At 43.3% G+C, this 18190-nt stretch carries 15 protein-coding genes; 10 read left to right on the top strand and 5 right to left on the bottom strand.

Annotated elements, in window-relative coordinates:
- Positions 1 to 11: 11 nt before the first annotated feature.
- Positions 12 to 302 carry a type II toxin-antitoxin system RelE/ParE family toxin gene (locus tag BP27_RS0109260; protein ID WP_027851319.1) on the bottom strand — a complete coding sequence of 97 codons (291 nt, stop codon included), beginning with the start codon at positions 300 to 302 and terminating at the stop codon, positions 12 to 14.
- The gene (locus BP27_RS0109255; RefSeq protein WP_027847662.1) at positions 295 to 516 is read right to left on the bottom strand and encodes a TA system antitoxin ParD family protein; all 222 of its coding nucleotides are present in this window, start codon (positions 514 to 516) and stop codon (positions 295 to 297) included. Before BP27_RS0109255 ends, BP27_RS0109260 begins: the two co-directional genes overlap by 8 nt.
- A 182-nt stretch (positions 517 to 698) precedes the next feature.
- Here BP27_RS0109255 and BP27_RS15825 point away from each other — a divergent pair, with 182 nt between their 5' ends.
- The 10 genes from BP27_RS15825 (at position 699) to BP27_RS16770 (ending at position 13756) form a co-directional block, all read left to right on the top strand.
- Complete coding sequence (locus BP27_RS15825; RefSeq protein WP_051610482.1) at positions 699 to 1478, top strand: RNA methyltransferase; 780 nt, start codon at positions 699 to 701, stop codon at positions 1476 to 1478.
- A complete protein-coding gene (locus tag BP27_RS0109245) occupies positions 1478 to 2089 on the top strand; it encodes a LysE family translocator (RefSeq protein ID WP_027851318.1) in 612 nt (203 codons plus the stop codon). The genes BP27_RS15825 and BP27_RS0109245 overlap by 1 nt, the downstream gene beginning before the upstream one ends.
- 74 nt (positions 2090 to 2163) lie before the next feature.
- On the top strand, positions 2164 to 3792 hold the full coding sequence (locus BP27_RS0109240; RefSeq protein ID WP_027851317.1) for a BCCT family transporter: 1629 nt from the start codon (positions 2164 to 2166) through the stop codon (positions 3790 to 3792).
- A gap of 36 nt (positions 3793 to 3828) precedes the next feature.
- Positions 3829 to 5682 carry a DUF294 nucleotidyltransferase-like domain-containing protein gene (locus BP27_RS0109235; RefSeq protein WP_027851316.1) on the top strand — a complete coding sequence of 618 codons (1854 nt, stop codon included), beginning with the start codon at positions 3829 to 3831 and terminating at the stop codon, positions 5680 to 5682.
- Between the two features lie 29 nt (positions 5683 to 5711).
- Positions 5712 to 6443, top strand: coding sequence for a 3'-5' exonuclease (locus tag BP27_RS0109230; protein WP_027851315.1), 732 nt, complete (start codon positions 5712 to 5714; stop codon positions 6441 to 6443).
- A gap of 114 nt (positions 6444 to 6557) precedes the next feature.
- A complete protein-coding gene (locus BP27_RS0109225; protein ID WP_027851314.1) occupies positions 6558 to 7958 on the top strand; it encodes a cytochrome ubiquinol oxidase subunit I in 1401 nt (466 codons plus the stop codon).
- The gene (gene cydB, locus BP27_RS0109220) at positions 7955 to 8962 is read left to right on the top strand and encodes a cytochrome d ubiquinol oxidase subunit II (RefSeq protein ID WP_027851313.1); all 1008 of its coding nucleotides are present in this window, start codon (positions 7955 to 7957) and stop codon (positions 8960 to 8962) included. The genes BP27_RS0109225 and cydB overlap by 4 nt, the downstream gene beginning before the upstream one ends.
- The gene (gene cydD / locus BP27_RS15820) at positions 8946 to 10640 is read left to right on the top strand and encodes a thiol reductant ABC exporter subunit CydD (protein ID WP_051610481.1); all 1695 of its coding nucleotides are present in this window, start codon (positions 8946 to 8948) and stop codon (positions 10638 to 10640) included. The genes cydB and cydD overlap by 17 nt, the downstream gene beginning before the upstream one ends.
- Positions 10627 to 12321: a thiol reductant ABC exporter subunit CydC gene (cydC, locus tag BP27_RS0109210; protein ID WP_027851312.1), complete on the top strand. Its 1695-nt coding sequence runs from the start codon at positions 10627 to 10629 to the stop codon at positions 12319 to 12321. Before cydD ends, cydC begins: the two co-directional genes overlap by 14 nt.
- A gap of 88 nt (positions 12322 to 12409) precedes the next feature.
- Positions 12410 to 13756 carry a DUF4236 domain-containing protein gene (locus tag BP27_RS16770; RefSeq protein ID WP_027851311.1) on the top strand — a complete coding sequence of 449 codons (1347 nt, stop codon included), beginning with the start codon at positions 12410 to 12412 and terminating at the stop codon, positions 13754 to 13756.
- A gap of 1 nt (position 13757) precedes the next feature.
- Here BP27_RS16770 and BP27_RS0109200 read toward each other — a convergent pair whose 3' ends face one another.
- The 3 genes from BP27_RS0109200 to BP27_RS0109190 all read right to left on the bottom strand — a co-directional run bounded on the left by BP27_RS0109200 (position 13758) and on the right by BP27_RS0109190 (position 17913).
- Positions 13758 to 15482: an HD domain-containing phosphohydrolase gene (locus tag BP27_RS0109200; protein ID WP_027851310.1), complete on the bottom strand. Its 1725-nt coding sequence runs from the start codon at positions 15480 to 15482 to the stop codon at positions 13758 to 13760.
- 155 nt (positions 15483 to 15637) lie between these two features.
- A complete protein-coding gene (locus BP27_RS0109195; protein WP_027851309.1) occupies positions 15638 to 16543 on the bottom strand; it encodes a c-type cytochrome in 906 nt (301 codons plus the stop codon).
- On the bottom strand, positions 16540 to 17913 hold the full coding sequence (locus BP27_RS0109190) for a c-type cytochrome (protein ID WP_036239946.1): 1374 nt from the start codon (positions 17911 to 17913) through the stop codon (positions 16540 to 16542). The genes BP27_RS0109195 and BP27_RS0109190 overlap by 4 nt, the downstream gene beginning before the upstream one ends.
- Positions 17914 to 18190: the final 277 nt, after the last annotated feature.

Here is an 18190-nt window from a genome sequence, read left to right as displayed (position 1 = left end):
ATGGCTAGGCATCAATATGAGGCTTTGATGTCTCTGTAAAAGTTTTCATGGGTACCAAGCACCATCAGTTCGAGTGTCATAACGCTATCTTGGTAGCTATAGCCAAGTAGAGTAAGCTGCTTAACCATCTTGAACTTGTAAACGCGCAAAAATAAGAGGTCTCCTTTTTTGAGCTCTCCTATAAAAGGATCTTTCATAATGGCTTTGATAGCATTATCCAGATCACTTTTCTGATTTGCGTGTAGCTTCTTAACGGCCTTTTTGAAGCTTGGTATTTGTAAAATGCGGCTTACTCTAGCCAAAAGTATATTCCTCAAGCTTACCTGCTTCTTTTTCTGCTTGGGCAATAATGGCTTGTTTAACAAACTCGTAGGGAAGATCAGGATTATCCTCCATCATTTCTCCAATTTTTGCCCAATGTTCAATTTGCTTAGGTGTTGTTCTGCTAAAAGCCTTAGCCATGATGGATGCTTTTTCTACAAGTGCTTGGTCGAGCCTGATGCTTGCGGTAGACATAATTTTCTCCTTATGTGGAGTTATGATTGTAGCGCTTCACCACAATTGCAGCAAGTCGCAACAAGTGTAATCAAAAACACACTAAAAACGCTTAAAGCAAGCTGACTGTAGAAATCCTATTTAACTATACCTCTAGCTATGGTTTGATTAAATTTTAAACACAGGTAAATCAGTAAAATACTATGTTTCCAAATATCCGCATTATTTTGGTAGAAACCTACCACCCAGGCAATATTGGTTCAGTGGCACGCGCCATGAAAACCATGGGCTTGTCGCAGCTTTATTTAGTAAACCCTGCTAGTTTTCCACACCCTGAAGCAACCCAGTTAGCCGCTGGTGCTGAAGACTTATTAAGCCAAGCGGTTGTTTGCAACAGCCTAGAAGAAGCCGTTAAAGACTGTGCTTTAGTGATAGGTGCCAGTGCCCGTTTAAGGCAGTTAGCCTTAACCAACTTCACCCCTCGTCAAGCAGCAGAAGCTTTGCAAATTGAAAGTCAAAAGGGTGAAGTAGCCCTAGTATTTGGGCGTGAGCGTAGCGGTTTACATAATGATGAACTGAACTATTGCACTCACCAGGTCAGTATTGATGGTAACCCCAACTACAGCATTTTAAACATTGCTCAGGCTGTGCAAATTTTGTGTTATGAAATTTTTAATGCCAAGCAGCTAACGACCTTGACCAGCACGCATCTCAACAGCAAACCTAGCAGAAAAAAAACAAGCCAGCTTCCCACCTTAGAAGCTATTCAAGATTTTGAAGCCCACCTAGAAAAAGCCCTAGCCGCCAGTGGTTTTTTAAATGGTGCCTCAGACCGTGCTTTAAAAGAATTGCAAAACTTTTTCCGTCGCACCCACCCAAGCCAGCATGAATTAGGTATTCTACGCAGCCTTATTAGCCGTTTAGAAAAACAAGGCCATTTTTATTATCAGCATGCCAATAAAACAAACCAAGATACCCACTAATGACTTTTAATGATTGGCTTAGCGTAGCGGCTTTTTGTTTTTTAGGTGCTATTTCTCCTGGTCCAAGTTTAGCGGTCATTCTGCGTCATACCCTGTCAGGCTCAAGACGCAATGGCATGGCTGCAGCCGTGGCTCATGGTGCTGGTGTAGGTATTTATGCACTTGCAGTCGCCATGGGACTAGGGCATTTAATCGCTCAATACCCAAGCGCCTATCAAGCAATGACTTATCTAGGTGCAGCCTACCTAGCTTGGCTAGCTATACAAATGTTACGCACTAGCACTAACAATAAAACCGATGATGAAAATCAAGTGATTCCTTCAGCTAAGGTTGCTAGTCGTGATGGTTTCTTAATTGTTTTCACTAACCCACAACTCATTATTATGTTGGCGGCACTTTTTTCACAATTTATTCAGCCAGGGCAAAGTTATGCGATAGGTTTTTTACTTGCTACAACAGCTTGGATAATAGACACCCTTTGGTACTTGCTGGTTGCCTTGGGTTTATCACACTCCAAGGTTTTACCTTGGCTAAAAACGCAGACTCAATGGATTAACCTTATTAGTGCTGCCATTCTATTTTTATTGGTCATTCGTGTGCTTACTCTTTAACCCGACTTGCTAGCTGGGGTTTAGTTACTCATAATTAAAGTTGATTTTAAGATACACAAAAAAAGGCAGGACTCATGACTGATAAAAAAGACCCCATGCAGCCGGATGGGGAAGTAAATCCAATTGATACCGACTATCAAATTGGTCAAGACAACATTGCAATGAACATTGGTCCTTTTGGACTAGATATTCATAACCGGGTGTTCTTAATTTCAGGCTTAACCATTATTGCCTTTGTATTACTAACCCTGATGTTTCAAACCCAAGTAGAACCAGTATTTAGTGGCATAAAAAACTGGTTAACTTCTAGCTTAGATTGGTTCTTTATTAGCGCCGCCAACATCTTTGTTTTACTGTGTATTTTTCTTATTTTCTCACCTTTAGGTAAAGTACGCTTAGGTGGTACAGAAGCAACACCAGACTTTAGTTACCTAGGTTGGTTTTCCATGCTGTTTGCTGCTGGTATGGGTATTGGTCTTATGTACTTTGGTGTGTCAGAACCTTTAACCCACTTCAGCACGGCCTTAGGTGGAACCAGTATAGAAGACGGTGTGCGTACCGACTGGGCACCCTTAGCAGGTGCCGTTGGCAATGAAGTAGAAGCACAGCGATTAGGCATGGCTTCAACCATTTTTCACTGGGGACTTCACCCTTGGGCAATTTACGCAGTACTCGCCCTAGGTTTGGCTCTATTTTCTTTTAATAAAGGCTTACCTTTAACCATCCGCTCTATTTTTTATCCATTATTAGGTGAGCGCGTTTGGGGTTGGCCTGGGCATTTTATTGATATTCTTGCAGTCTTAGCTACTTTATTTGGTCTAGCCACTTCACTAGGTTTTGGTGCTTCACAAGCTGCAGCGGGTTTACACTATTTATTTGGAATCCCTGAAGGTACTACAACTGAAATTTTATTAGTTGTGGGGATTACAGCTATAGCCCTCTTCTCAGTAATGGCTGGTTTAGAAGCAGGTGTAAAACGTCTGTCAGAAATAAACATGACCTTGGCCGTTATTTTACTCTTCTTTGTGATTTTTGTAGGGCCAACCCTTGCACTAATAACCGGCTTCTTTTCTAATCTAGTCGCCTACCTAGAATACCTACCCCAGCTAGCTAACCCTATAGGTAGGGAAGACTCAAACTTTGTAGAAGGCTGGACAGCTTTCTACTGGGCTTGGTGGATTTCCTGGTCACCTTTTGTGGGTATGTTTATTGCACGTGTTTCGCGTGGGCGCACAGTTCGTGAATTTTTAATCTCAGTATTACTCATACCTTCTACTGCCTGCATTTTATGGATGAGTGTTTTTGGTGGCACGGGTATTAGCCAATACCTTGCAGGTTATACTGATGTAGCTAATTTAGACTTGCCACTGCAGCTGTTTGGAATGCTAGATAGCTTGCCCCTAGCGCAAATTACGTCTTTTATTGCCATTATTCTAGTGGTTATTTTCTTTGTCACTTCGTCAGACTCTGGCTCTTTAGTGGTAGATACGATCGCCGCAGGTGGCAAGGTAAATGCACCAACACCACAAAGGGTTTTCTGGTGTACTTTTGAAGGGCTAATCGCCATTGCACTTATTTTGGGTGGTGGTTTAGTCGCCTTACAAGCCATGGCGGTATCTGCAGGCTTTCCTTTTACCCTAGTATTACTCATGTCTTGTGTAGCACTGGTTAAAGGGTTAATGACCGAACCTAAAGCAGTTTAAGCAACCTAAGTTACAAATTAAAAGGTGGGGTGGGTTATGGAAATAGAACAAATAGAAGTTCTCAATTTTTTAAATCAGCACCCACCTTTTAATGAGTTGCCAGAAGAAACCCTGAGTTGGGTTGCGACACAAATTGAAGTGAGCTACTTCAAAGCAGGTACACAAATACTCGCTTTTGAACAAGAAATTGATGCGCTTCACCTAGTAAGAAGCGGTGCAGTTGAAGTGTTTCGTCGTAATGGCGACCTATATAACCGCCTGAGTGAAGGCGGCTTATTTGGTCAATTTGGATTATTGCGCCAGGGTAAAGTTCGCTTCCCTGCCCAAGCCTTAGAAGACACCCTAGTTTACTTAATTCCAGCCGAGGTTTTTAATCAGCTATTTGAAGAAAATGAAACCTTTGCTGATGCAGTCGAAATTGAAGACCGTACCCGTTTACGCCAAGCCATATCCCGCCACGAAGATGCTAACGAACTACTGACTGAACGTGTTAGTAGGTTAATTAAGCGTGATCTAATCACCCTAGATAAAAATGCCACTATTCAAGATGCTGCTAGGCACATGACGGAACAAAGGGTTTCTAGCTTGTTAATCACTGAACCAAACACACTTAAATTGGCAGGTATTCTAACCGATAAAGATTTACGTATTCGTGTACTCGCTACTGGTGCAGATGTCACTCAGCCCGTTAGCGAGTTTATGACCAGCGAATTATTCACCATTGAACATAACCAAATGGTGTTTGAAGCCATGCTGCTAATGCTGCGCTTTAATGTGCACCACCTACCCGTTATAAAACAAGGCAAGCCATTTGGTGTAATAGCAGTGTCTGATGTGATGCGTTATGAATCACAAAACAGCTTGTTTGTAGTGGGTAGTATTTTTCGACAAACTACCCCAGAAGACCTAGCTGCTTTAGCACCCGATGTGCGCGCCAGCTTTATTCGTATGGTCAATGAAGATGCTAACTCCCACATGATTGGCAGCGCCATGGCGGTAATAGGCCGTAGTTTTAAACAGCGGTTGCTTGAGCTAGCAGAAATAGAATTAGGGCCAGCACCCATCCCCTATTGTTTTTTAGCCTTAGGTTCTATGGCCAGAGACGAACAGTCCTTAGTCACCGACCAAGACAACGCGCTTATTTTACATGACAGTTTTGATCCAGAGCTGCATGATGAATACTTTAAAAAGCTAGCCACTTTTGTGAGTGATGGGCTAGCTGCTTGTGGTTACACCTACTGTACCGGCGATATTATGGCAACCAACCCACGTTGGCGGCAGCCTTATAAAGTGTGGCAAGAATACTTTACCGATTGGATAGAAAAACCTACACCTGAATCTTTACTGCACAGTTCTATTTTTTTTGACCTAGACGGTGTTTGGGGCAAGGTAGAGTGGGCAGACCAACTTAACGACCGTATTTTAAGACAAGCAAAGCGCAGTCCCAGGTTTTTAGCTTGCATGGCACGTAATGCTTTAAACCGCACACCGCCTTTAGGTTTTTTTAAAGGCTTTGTGATGGAAACCGACGGCAAACACAATAACTCCATTAATATGAAACGCCGTGGCACTGCACCTGTTGCCGACTTGATTCGCGTTCACGCCCTAGCCATAGGCTCCAAAGCACACAACACTTTTGAACGTTTAGAAGACATTATTGCCGCTAACATTCTGCCTAAAGGTCGTGGGCAAGACCTGCGTGATGCTTTAGAACTTATTTCGATTGTAAGAATTCGTCATCAGGCTAAAGCAGCAGACCTAGGTGAAGAAGCCGACAACAATGTGGCTCCAGACGACTTATCGCATTTTGAAAGAAAAAACCTTAAAGATGCTTTTCAAATTCTTAGCCATGCACAAAAGTTTTTAAGGTTTCGCTACCCCATGCACTAAGCAAAAAAGTTAGCCTAAAGGGTAAACTGATGTTTTATTTAGACCCCAACAAACAGGGTGAAACAGCCACACAAGACTGGCCACTCACTTTTGCTCGACTAGAAAAACAAGCTAAAAACCCACTGCTTAAAAACTACTATGCTGCTGGCGTTATAAGTGGAGACACACCCTTAAGCCAAGTACCTTTTTTATCAGTCGATATAGAAACCACTGGTCTTTGCCCTAAAAAAAACGGAATTTTAAGTATTGGAGCACTTCCCTTTAACTTAGAGCGTATTCGCTGCAAAGATGCCAAGCATTGGTTTGTTAATCCACGCACTCAAGTCGGCGATGCTTCTATGGTCATTCATGGTATTACCCACTCACAAATTGCCGCCGCCCCCGATTTACAAGTGCATCTGGCAGAAATGCTCGAGCTTTTCTCAGGAAAAATACTACTGGTTCATTGTCGAAGTATAGAAAGGGGCTTTTTAGATGCAGCAGTTAGAACGCGTCTAAATGAAGGTCTCGAATTTCCAGTGGTAGACACCATGGAACTAGAGGCACGTATTCATCGCCAAAAACCTGTCAGCTGGCTAGCTAAACTGTTAGGCCGCAAACCCCCATCCATTCGACTAGCCGCCTGCCGTGAGCGTTATGGCCTGCCTGCTTACCAACCCCACGATGCTTTAACCGATGCGCTAGCCACCGCAGAGCTTTTTCAAGCTCAAATTGCCTACCACTACTCACCCGACACTCCTTTAAAAGAGGTTTGGAAATAGATAAATATCAAGATGCGACAGCCTGCCACTTGGTTGTCTTTTTATAACATGAGACTATGCTAATTGATGTAAGCCAATATATTTACAAATTCCTTCATTGATTAGGAGCAGGCTATGGAGCTCGACCCCCTTTTACTGTCGCGCATTCAATTCGCTTTTGTAGTGTCTTTTCATGCTATTTTTCCGGTGTTCACCATCGGTTTAGCATCCTATATAGCCTTACTTGAAGGCTTATTCTTTAAAACCAACAACCCCGCTTGGGAACGTCTAGCCAAGTTCTGGACACAAGTGTTTGCGGTGGTTTTTGGTATGGGTGTAGTGTCGGGTATTGTGATGTCTTTCCAGTTTGGTACTAACTGGAGTAACTTCTCTTACGCTACGGCAAACTTCTTAGGCCCTGTGCTTAGCTACGAGGTTATTACGGCTTTCTTTTTAGAAGCAGGCTTCCTCGGGGTTATGCTGTTTGGTCGTAATAAAGTCCCTAAAGGATTGCATTTATTTGCTGCTTGTATGGTTGCCTTAGGTACGTTTATTTCTGCCTTCTGGATACTTTCTGCCAACAGCTTAATGCAAACTCCCGCTGGTTTAGAGCTGCGTGGCGAGCTTTACCACGTTGCAAGCTGGGCTGAAGCTTTATTTACAGCCTCTTTCTTCTATCGTTTTTGGCACATGGTCATTGCTTCTTTCTTAACAGGTGGTTTTGTAGTAGCAGGCGTGAGTGCTTGGTTCCTATTAAAAGGCCGTGAAGTTGAAGCCAATAAAAAAGCCCTTTCTATGACCCTGTGGTTACTACTGATTATTGCCCCTTCTCAGTTACTTATTGGTGACTACCACGGCCTATCTACTTTAGAGCATCAGCCAACCAAGGTTGCAGCTATGGAAGGTAACTGGGAGCGTGGCACGGGTGTACCCTTAATCTTGTTTGCTATTCCTGACCAAGAAAATGAGAAGAACCACTTTGAAATTAAAATCCCTAAGTTAGCGAGTTTAATTCTAACTCACGATTTTGATGGTGAACTACCAGGCTTACTCGACGTTCCTGCAGAAGAGCGCCCCCCAGTATTTATCGTATTCTGGGCTTTCCGCATTATGGTTGGCTTGGGTGTGCTTATGATAGGTTTTGCCTTTGCAGGTTTATTCCTTAGAGCTGGTGGCCGTTTTGCTAGTTCACCTTGGTTTTTAAAAGGCTTAGTGGCCATGAGCGTATCGCCTTTTATTGCAGTGGTTGCAGGCTGGTTTGTTACAGAAGTTGGGCGTGCCCCCTGGTTGGTTTATGGGCTAATGACCCATGCTGAAGGCTTAACACCCTCTTTAACCGGTGGAATGGCACTTTTTACACTAATTGGTTACATCCTGGTTTATGCGGTTATTTTCAGTGCAGGTGTTTACTACCTAATGCGTGTTTTCCAAGCAGGAATAGAAGCAACGGATGACGACAAAGAAGTAGAGTCTGACCATGCTAAACGTCCACTTTCTGCAGCGCATGTACCTTTAGAGCAAGGAGATAAAGCATGAATGCTCCAGTCTTTGACCTAACCCTTATTTGGGTTGGCATAATTGGTTTTGGCTTAGTTATGTACGTTATTTTGGACGGCTTCGACCTAGGCCAAGGTATTCTTTACCCCTTTGCACCTGATGAACAAGCTCGTGATGTAATGATGAACTCAGTCGCGCCTGTTTGGGATGCTAACGAAACCTGGTTGGTTTTAGGCGGTGCTGGCCTGTTAGCAGCCTTTCCACTGGTTTACACGGTCTTTTTGCCTGCTTTATACATAGGTGTGTTCCTAATGCTGGCGGCACTTATTTTCCGTGGCGTAGCTTTTGAGTTTCGTTTTAAAGCCAATAAATCACGCTACTTATGGAACTGGGCTTTTGCTGGTGGTTCGTTTATCGCTACTTTTGCTCAAGGTGCGGTAGTCGGTACTTATATTCAGGGTTTCGAAACTGAAAACTTTCGCTATGTAGGCGGCGCATTAGACTGGTTAACACCTTTCACCGTATTCACAGGTATTGGCTTAGTAGTAGGCTATGCGCTCTTAGGTAGCACTTGGTTAATTCTTAAGTCTGAAGGTTATATTCAAGACTGGGCTTATAAAATTACTCCACGCTTATTAGTGGCTGTTTTGGTTATCTTTGGCATTGTCGGTATCTGGTCACCAATGATTGACGACTTCCTTAAAGATCGTTGGTTCTCAGGAGTTACCCTGCTTTGGGTATTGCCACTGATCACCTTATTCTTTGCTGGGTGGATTTACCGTGCAGTTAAAAAGCGCCAAGAAGGCTATCCATTTGTAGCAACCCTAGGTTTATTTGTCTCAACCTTTGTTGCTTTAGTGTTTAGCAAATGGCCTTATGTTGTACCGCCTAACTACACCTTCTGGGATGCGGCCTCTGCCCATGAATCACAGCTCTTCTTATTGCTAGGTTTGCTTTTTGTAATTCCTTTTGTGTTGATGTATAGCGCATGGAGTTACTGGGTATTCCGAGGCAAAGTGAAAGCAGGTGAAGGCTATCACTAAGCCACAAAATGCAAGGCGCAACCGCGACTGGTTGCGCCAACTTGCTGCAACAGAAAGTAAAGCTTTATTAGCGACCCGCCTGGTTGGTTTAACGCTAACCTTAACCCTTATGGCGCAACTGGCCTTAATGGCTTGGCTGATTAATGAAGTGATTGTTAACCAACAGCCTTTAACCCAACTGGTGACAGGCTTTTTTTGTTTACTTCTTTTGTTAGTGATTAGATCAGGTTTGCAGGTTGTTCAAGATTTAACCGGACAAGCAGCCGCTAACCGTATTCGTTTAAAAGTACGTCAGCAACTACTAGAACAACTCGCCTTATTAGGCCCAGTGCATTTAACCAATGAATCTGCTGCGGGTATTTCCAGCCAGTGGTTAGAACAAGTGGATGCACTACAAAACTATTTTGCCCGCTATTTACCACAAATGACCCTGTCAGTGGTCTCACCCTTATTTATTCTAATCCTCACCTTCTACCTTGATTGGGTAGCTGGTATGTTTTTATTAATCTCTGCACCACTTATTCCTGTATTTATGGCCTTAGTAGGCATGGGTGCAGAGCGCCTTAACCAACAACACTTTGTACTTTTAAAGCGTGTTTCTGGCCAGTTTTTAGATAGAGTGCGTGGCCTAACCAGCCTACAGCTTTTTGGTTTAAGCCAACAAGCAACCCAAGATGTTGCCTATGCAGCCGACGAATACCGCCGCATTAATATGCGTACTTTAAAGCTGGCATTTTTATCTTCTGCTGTTTTAGAGTTTTTTTCTTCAGTAGCCATTGCTGCTGTAGCCATGTACATAGGCTTTGGTTTATTGGGTTATCTAACCTGGGGGCCAACAGCTCAACTAACCCTATTCAGCGGTTTGTTAATTTTATTAATGGCACCAGAATACTTCCAACCCTTGAGAGTTTTAGCCCAGTTTTATCACGATAGAGCCTCAGCTTTAGGTGCCGCAGATAGCTTGGTGGATTTATTAGAAACACCCGCCCAAACAAATAGCCTACCTTTAGACAATAACCCTCAGCCCACTCACCCGCTAGCTATACAAGCCAAAGACTTAACCCTTAGCTACCCAGGCCGTGGTCAGGTATTAGCACCCCTTAGTTTTACACTGAATCAAGGCGAGTTGCTTTTATTGACTGGACGTACTGGCAGCGGAAAATCCTCCTTGCTGCATTTAATTGCAGGGTTTATGCAACCGACCAGTGGCCAGCTATTAGTTAAGGGGAAAAACCCGGGTAGCGAACCCTTAATTTGGATGCACCAGCAAGCCTTTATTATTAACGCTAGCTGGGCAGAAAACTTACGCTTAGCCGCGCCTAATGCAAGTGAAGCAGCCATGTTAAGGGCAATAGATGCTGTTGGCTTAACGCCTTTATTAGCCCAACAAAAAGACGGTTTAAACACCCTATTACTAGAAAGGGGCAAAAGTCTTTCGGGTGGGCAAGCCCAGCGTTTAGCCTTAGCAAGGGCACTACTAACACCTTCAAAGCTAGTGTTATTAGATGAACCTACAGCCAGCTTAGATGCCATTAGTCGGCAACAAATTTACGCCACACTTAAGCAGTTAAAAGAACAAGGCTGTACGTTAATTATTGCCAGCCATGAACCTGAACTAATCGCACTAGCCGATCAACAGATACAACTGGCCTCAGGAGCAACCCATGCATCCACTTAAGCCTTGGCTAGACCTAATGTTGCAAGATAAAAAGCGCCTGCTGGTAGGTGCTTTACTGATATTTATTACCTATTTATCGGCTATAGGGTTATTAGCCTTGTCAGGCTGGTTTATTACTGCAACAGGGGTTACAGCCCTTGCTTGGGCCGCTGGCATAGCGATTAACTTAGATATTTATAGCCCAGGTGGAGGCATTAGGTTTTTTGCACTCACGCGTACGGTTGCTCGTTATACAGAAAGGGTTTACAACCACGACACGGTTTTACAGCTTTTAGCCCGTTTGCGGGTTCGCTTGTTTAAAAACCTAACCCTGCTAGATGATCAAACAGCCGCTAAGTTTCGTGCCTCCCAATGGGTTAATCGCTTAATCACTGATGTTGATACCCTAGATAATCTGTACCTAAGACTATTAGCTCCACCCTTGGTTGCCTTGGTAACACTTATTTTTGTCATTGTTTTCTTAGCTTTTTTTCATTTACAACTGGCTGGCTTAGCAGCCTTAATGCTCTTGCTGACCCTAGCAGTTAGTACTTGGGGAATGGCACAAGCTGGTAAAGCCGTTAGTTATCGCTTAGTCAGTCAGCAAGAGGCTCAGCGTAGCTTGCTGGTTGAACAGGTTGAAGGCTTAGGTGAACTGCAAGCTAGCCATAGCCTTAGCAAATATCAACAACAGCTTATTGCTGCTCAAGAAGTAGAAATGCGTGACCAACAGCGTCTTCAACAAGTGACTGCCTGGGGTGCTGGGCTACAAACCCTTTTACTGCAACTAACCGTAGCAGCTTGCTTACTTTTAGCAGCCCAAGCCTACCAACAAGGCTGGTTAAGTGGCCCTATGCTGGTGCTTATTCCCTTAGCTCTTATGGCCATGCAAGAAGTATTTGTTAACCTGCCTACTGCTTTTGCTAGCTGGGGATCAACCCTTGCCGCAGCCCAACGCTTGAATAAAACCGAAAATTTACAAAGCCATTTACTAAGCTCTAACAACCCCCAAGCCTTACCAACAAACTTTCCACTCCATTCCACCCTGCTTTGGCAAGGCGTCAGTGTAAAACTGGGTAGCCAGCAGGTGTTTACGCATATAAACCTACAACTTAAACCTGGTGAAAAGCTCGCTTTATTGGGTGAATCAGGTTTAGGTAAAAGCACCTTGGCAAGATTAGCGGCGCGATTAAGCGACCCACAAGCCGGTGCAATGCTAGTAGAAGCAGATGGCAAACAGCTGAATTTAAAGGATTTAAGTTTAACCGACTGGCAAGCACAAATTGGCTACCTAACCCAGCAGTCAGATTTATTCGCCACCTCAATAGCAGAAAATCTTCGCCTAGCAAAAGCTGATGCCACTGATGACGAGCTTTGGGCTGTTTTAGAACTAGTCGATTTACAAGATGAAGTAGCGGCTTTTCCAGAACAGCTAAATACTTGGGTAGGCGAAACCGGTCGTCAGCTATCAGGTGGCCAAGCAAGACGCTTAGCCTTAGCCAGAGTCATTCTAAAAGATCCTGCCCTAGTTATTTTAGATGAACCCTTTAGTAGCCTAGACCTAGCCACCCAAGCGACCATTCGCCCTAGGCTAGAGGCTTGGTTAAAAAATCGTACTGCGCTGCTCTTAGCCCATGATTTAAAAGCTCTTCCTGAATGTAATAGGCATATTCATCTACAAGACTTACTTGCTAGCCAATAAATCAACTAGCTTTTACGCTGACAACAAACTTTTTTGGAAGCAGTTATACTAGCTAGCTTTATCGCCTAGTATCAGTTGGAGTTTTTAAATGGCATTTCGTTTTCGCAATAGCATCCGCATTGCGCCGGGTATTCGTTTAAATATTGGTAAGCGTGGTGTTAGCGTATCTGCAGGCGTAAGAGGCGCAACCGTAACGGCTGGTAATCAAGGTGTGCATGGCAACTTAGGTTTGCCGGGTACAGGCCTTTCTTATCGAACTCGCTTAGACAGAAGCGTTAACCAACGTAAGCGTGGCGAGCAAGAAGAAAAACGCCAAAACCGCCTAGAAAGACAAACAGTCGCTTTAGAAAACAACCCTGACCTAGCCGAACTTACTTTAGACTTAGACGAGAAAGGCAACCTACTTTTAAGTACCGCCAATGGCACACCTTTAGCAAGTGAAGAAAGGCGTAAACTCCTGCTTAACTTCAATGCCGAAATTCAAGAATGGCTAGAAAAGCAAATGGAAAATATTAATGGTGACCATGACCTACTGGTAAATCCTCACCTAGATATTTTAACGCCCGATACCACTTCACTTCGCCACCAGATAGAGCCTTTTCCTGAAGCTCATCCTGAGCAACCAAAGTTTGCAGCAGCCCCTAAAGCACCAGTAAAACCGAGTGCGCCAGACATCAGCTGGAAAGATAAAATTATTCCTGGGCGTAAAGCTAAAATACTAAATGAGTGGCAAGCCCAAGTTAATGCTTGGCAAAAAGCTTACCAAGCTTGGGAAGCAGAAAAGTTTCGTTTAGAAGCTGAGCAAGCCGAACCTCGAGCAGCCTACCAAGCAGAGCTAACCGCTTGGCGTGAACGTAAGCAAGTGCATGATACTGAGCAAAGAAAACTAGCAGACACCTTTGCAGACCGTCTTGAAACAGATACTCAGGTTATGACTGAAGTATTAAAAGCTGAGTTAAACGCACTCGATTGGGCAAGAGAAACCTTGATCGACTTTGAGCTAGACAAGGAAAGCAAAAAACTTCTGCTAGACGTAGACCTACCAGAAATAGAAATGCTGCCAACCCAAGAAGCGCGTATGGGAGTGCGAGATTTAAGGTTGGTCATTACCGATAAAAGTGCCACACAAATACGCCGTGACTATGCGCGTCATGTGCATAGCGTAGTGCTACGCATTATAGGTACGGCTTTTCATACCCTACCTAGCCTAGAAGAACTGGTTATCTCTGGCTACAGCCAGCGCCTAAACCCAGCCACGGGCAATATTCAAGATGACTACCTTTTTGCCGCTAGGGTTAAACGCCCAGTCTTTGCTGAAATCAACTTCCATAACCTAAAAGAAGTTGATCCAGTGATAGCGCTAGAACGTTTTGAACTGGTTAGAAACATGAGTAAAACAGGTATTTTTCAACCCATAGAACCTTTAGAACGCTAAATTAAACAGGCCCTAAAGTACCTTTTATTTTACCTAATTTAGCAAATTCTTCCGGCGTATTAACGCGTCTACCAATACTTGCAGCAGGGTGCTTATTTGATTTAAGCAACACCACCTCAAGAATCTCACCCTGCTTACCTACCTGAGTCACACTCGCAACAAAACCACCACTATAAACCACACGGCTGCACAAGGGTCGTAAACCATACAGCCTAATAAAATGCTTCAACATCGGCATATCAAACCAATGCTTGTGCCTATGAACCCATTTATAGGCATCGCGCCAGCGCATGGCAGGGTCGTTATAGCCGTGCACCAAGCAATCTAACACCTTACATACCGCTACTAAGCGCGATAAAGCATCGAGTTTATCTTGCTGCAACCCTCGTGGATAACCAGACCCATCTAAACGCTCATTAGCATTCACCATTAACGATTCACCGATAGAAGGGGGAATCCAACGTAAAGCACTAGCTGCTCTAAGCAACTGTATTTGGTGCTGTTTCATTAACCTTAGTTTTTCTGGCATTAGCTTTAAGGGGTTAAAACACGGCTGCCTACTCACCGATAATTTACCTAAATCATGCAGTAATAAAGACATCATCACTGCTAATTCCATACCGCGACGAATACCAATTTTAAAGACCAAAGGAAAACAATGGCTAATAACACGTAAGGTATGCAAAATAACGGGGTTAATACTGGCTGTATTGGCTTGGTGTAACGCCAACCTAAAAGCATTCTCATCCTTTTCTAATGCTTCAATAAGCTCAATAGCTAAAGGTTTAAGTTTATTAGGCTTCAGCTTTTGATTCATGGCTAACATTAAGGCTTGCAAAGCAAGCTGATCTGCCCAAGTTTGAATTTTTATCGCATAACCTTGCGGCATTAACAAAGCAGCTATTGGCGAAAGGTTCTTTTCTAAACCAATGTTTTTATATGCTTTTTTATCCTTAGCTATAAAAAGAGGTGACTGGTGCTTAACCGTGCGCTGCACATTGCTTAACCTTGCAACTTCGCGTTCAATTTCAAAAGTACGATGCACAAACAGTTTTTCATCATCTAAAGACTCATGAATAAAATGGCAACCCACCAAAGCGTGAGTAAAATTTTCTTGAGGCTGCAAATAAGTCATTTCAAAACTAGTTGTTAGTGTTTGACCATTAGGAAAAGTAATAGTTGAACGTAAAGGTGCGTTAACCGGTTGAATTAAATACAAAGCTAACTGCGGCGACAAAGCAACACGGCAACCGCCAGCAGAGAAATCAACTAACCTGCCTTCAACTGTTAAGTTATCTAGGTGTAGGGTTACTGGCAGAACTAAATGCTGACCAAGAGAAATACGGAAAAATTCACGATTAAAAACCTTAACAAGTTGGTTAGGCATTTCTAAAGTTAGTGTTAACTTATCGTCTTTTATTTCTGTGTGTAAAACTTCCAAACTATTACTTTCATGCAATAAGTTACGGTGCTTAGTTAATAGTCGAAATAATGTCCAACGTGCCCAAGCATTAATCTCTTGGCTAACGCCTCGCAACTGAATTTTTAAATGATTTTTTTCACGATCAACCAACAAGCTGGCAATAACTATTGGCTCAACATCTGCCACTTGTTTATCATTCACTAAAGCCTGAAGCTTTACACCCGTTTGAGAGCTAGCAGCATCTAAAGCTCGTTTAAGCACTAAGCCGGTTAAACGATCAGAAATAATATTTTTCTTTTGCATTCAAACACTTCCCCAGTAACTTTGCCTACCTAGAGACTAAACCAAGCCAAGTGTTTTGGCTATCTTCTACAAAAATTAAAAACAAAAAAGCCTCAAGGCTAGTTAGGCACTTGAGGCTTTTAGAGTTCTACTACTTAGGTAAATTCAAGCAATACCTAGTAACGAGAATCTTTTGGTTTTTTACCTGTGGGCCAGTCATTAACCTTACCAGGAAAATCTGGACGTGGCTTATGAGTAAAGTATTCCGATACGTCAACCGCATCTTGATCACTTAGCACGTTACCGTGACCCCACAAACCTTTGGTTTGAATCCCCATGGGCATATTGTACTTCACAAAAGAGGCTGCTTTGTAAGTACGTGCCATACCGGCACCAATATTAAAGGATTCATCGCCCCATAAAGGTGGGAAAACAATATCGCCACGGCTGTCTTTAATACCTTCGCCGTTATCACCATGGCAAGTTGCACATTGGACGTAGTAAATTTTTTCACCTCTTACAGGATCGCCTACTAAAGAAGTATCAACTTTACCGGCATTACTGATATCAACCTTGGCATTATCTGGCGTGTTTTGTGCTAGCCATTCCATGTAGGCAATCATCGCCTTCATTTCAGCTGATTCACGCGGCAAAGGCTTGCCATTCATAGAACGCTGAAAACAACCATTAATGCGGCCTTCTAAATCGACCATAGTATTCGAGCGTGGCATAACACGCGGGTAAGTTATAAAACTATTGATGTAGGGGTCACCTAGCGGAATTTTACCCTGCGAAATATGGCAACTATTACAGTTCATTGCCGCACCAACATGATCAGGCAGTAGACGTTTAGTTTCATTCAACAAACGCTTACCGTAGAAAATCTCATCAGCATTCGGCTCATCTAAAATAGACGTATCTTGTGGCAAATAGTAAGTGCCAATATCTTCGTTAGCATCGTCCGTTGTGACTAGCTTGAACTCAGTTGCATTATGCTCAACAGGTTCAGGCTTAGAACAGCCACCAACGCCCACAACAAAAAATGCCATAACAAGCAGATTCATCATCATTCGATTATTCATTTGCCAGCTCCTTTTGGTGCAGCATCAATGCTTAAGTCAGGCGCTATATCCGTACCTGTTTTTGGTTTTTTAGACAGAAAGTGGCGCATAGCAACAACATCATCTACATCAATTTCACTGGCCTGATTGGTCCAGCTATTACGAATATAGTTAACCACTTCAGCTATATCAGCATCACTTAAGTTAATAAACTCAGGCATGGTGAAAGCCATACGATCATAAGGTGTATTCGGCATACGGCCACCGCTTAGGGTGATTTGCAAAACCGAGTCAGCATCATTTGAATAAACCGCACTGTTGCCATCTAAGGCTGGGAAGATGCGTGGTACGCCCTTACCATCGGCACGGTGACAAACCGTACAGTATTCAACGTATAAAATGGCGCCACGCGAATCGTAAACACCATCTAGCAACTTTTGGGTGGTTACGTCTTCTTTTACAGGAAGAGTAACTTCTTCACCCGGTGCTGGGGTTAGAGTTTTCAAATAAGCAGACATGGCATAAAGGTCAGCATCAGTCATATATTGAGTACTGTGCTCAACCACTTCAGCCATGGCACCAAAGGCAGCTGTAATATCGGTACGGCCAGTTTTGAAGAAATCGACTAGCTCTTCAGTAGTCCAAGTACCTAAACCACGATGCTCGCCGCGTAAGCTTTTTGCGCGCCAGCCATCAATAACAGCGCCACTTAAAAACGCATCAGAAGCGTTAGTTAAAGTTAGCTCTTGGAAACCAATACCACGCTCAGTGTGGCAAGAACCACAGTGGCCTGGGCCTTCAACTAAATACTGACCACGCGCTAACACGGCATCTTTAGTTTCAGGAATGAATTCACGCTCTGGAGCAAAAATTGCCTGCCAGTAAGCTAAAGGCCAACGCCAATTTAAAATAGGAGGTAATTCGCTAGGCTTATTCTCTTGCTTAACCGCTTTAACACCCGACATAAAGAAAGCGTACATAGCCGCTACGTCTTCATCGGGCATAATTTGGTAAGACGGATAAGGCATAGCTGGGTAGAGTGCACTGTTATCCCTACGAACACCATGCTTAGTAGCATTGTTGAAATCGTCAAAAGTATAATTACCAATACCGGTTTCTTTATCTGGAGTAATGTTGGTTGAATAAACTGCTCCCAGAGGAGTAAGCATAGGTAAACCGCCGGCATAATCTTCGCCGCCAAGCGTAGTATGGCAAGCCACACAGTCACCTGTACGTGCTATATATTCACCTTTTTTGATTAATGCAGGATCATTAATATCGACCTGCAACCCACTAGTCGTGGTACGGAAGTTAGGCAGTAATTGCCCTAAAACAAATGCCAGAATCAACCCTACGACTCCGACAATTAAAAGTAGTCGCAACTTTTTCATTCGCTCGCACTCCATCACGCAAAAATTAGCCGCCATTCAAAGTTAAACGCAGCATCCTTCATATATATTTATTACTCAATTAGGCTTGGTACATTAGGTGTCCAGCACTTTAATTATTTGCTAACCAGTTTAATATTATAGTTCCTGGATTCAACTCTCAAGTGCAACTCATTAAACTAGGATTGGATGGCAAGCTGCTGTAGCATCTTATGCTTTTCAATCGACCAAGAATGAGAAGCAAACATGAGACACTACACACAGCTCACCAGAGAGCAAC

This window comes from Marinospirillum insulare DSM 21763 (genome assembly GCF_000686905.1).
In the GTDB taxonomy this organism is placed as follows: domain Bacteria; phylum Pseudomonadota; class Gammaproteobacteria; order Pseudomonadales; family Halomonadaceae; genus Marinospirillum; species Marinospirillum insulare.
Note: the sequence above shows the minus strand (reverse complement) of the source record. Positions and strands in the feature narration are given on the sequence as shown.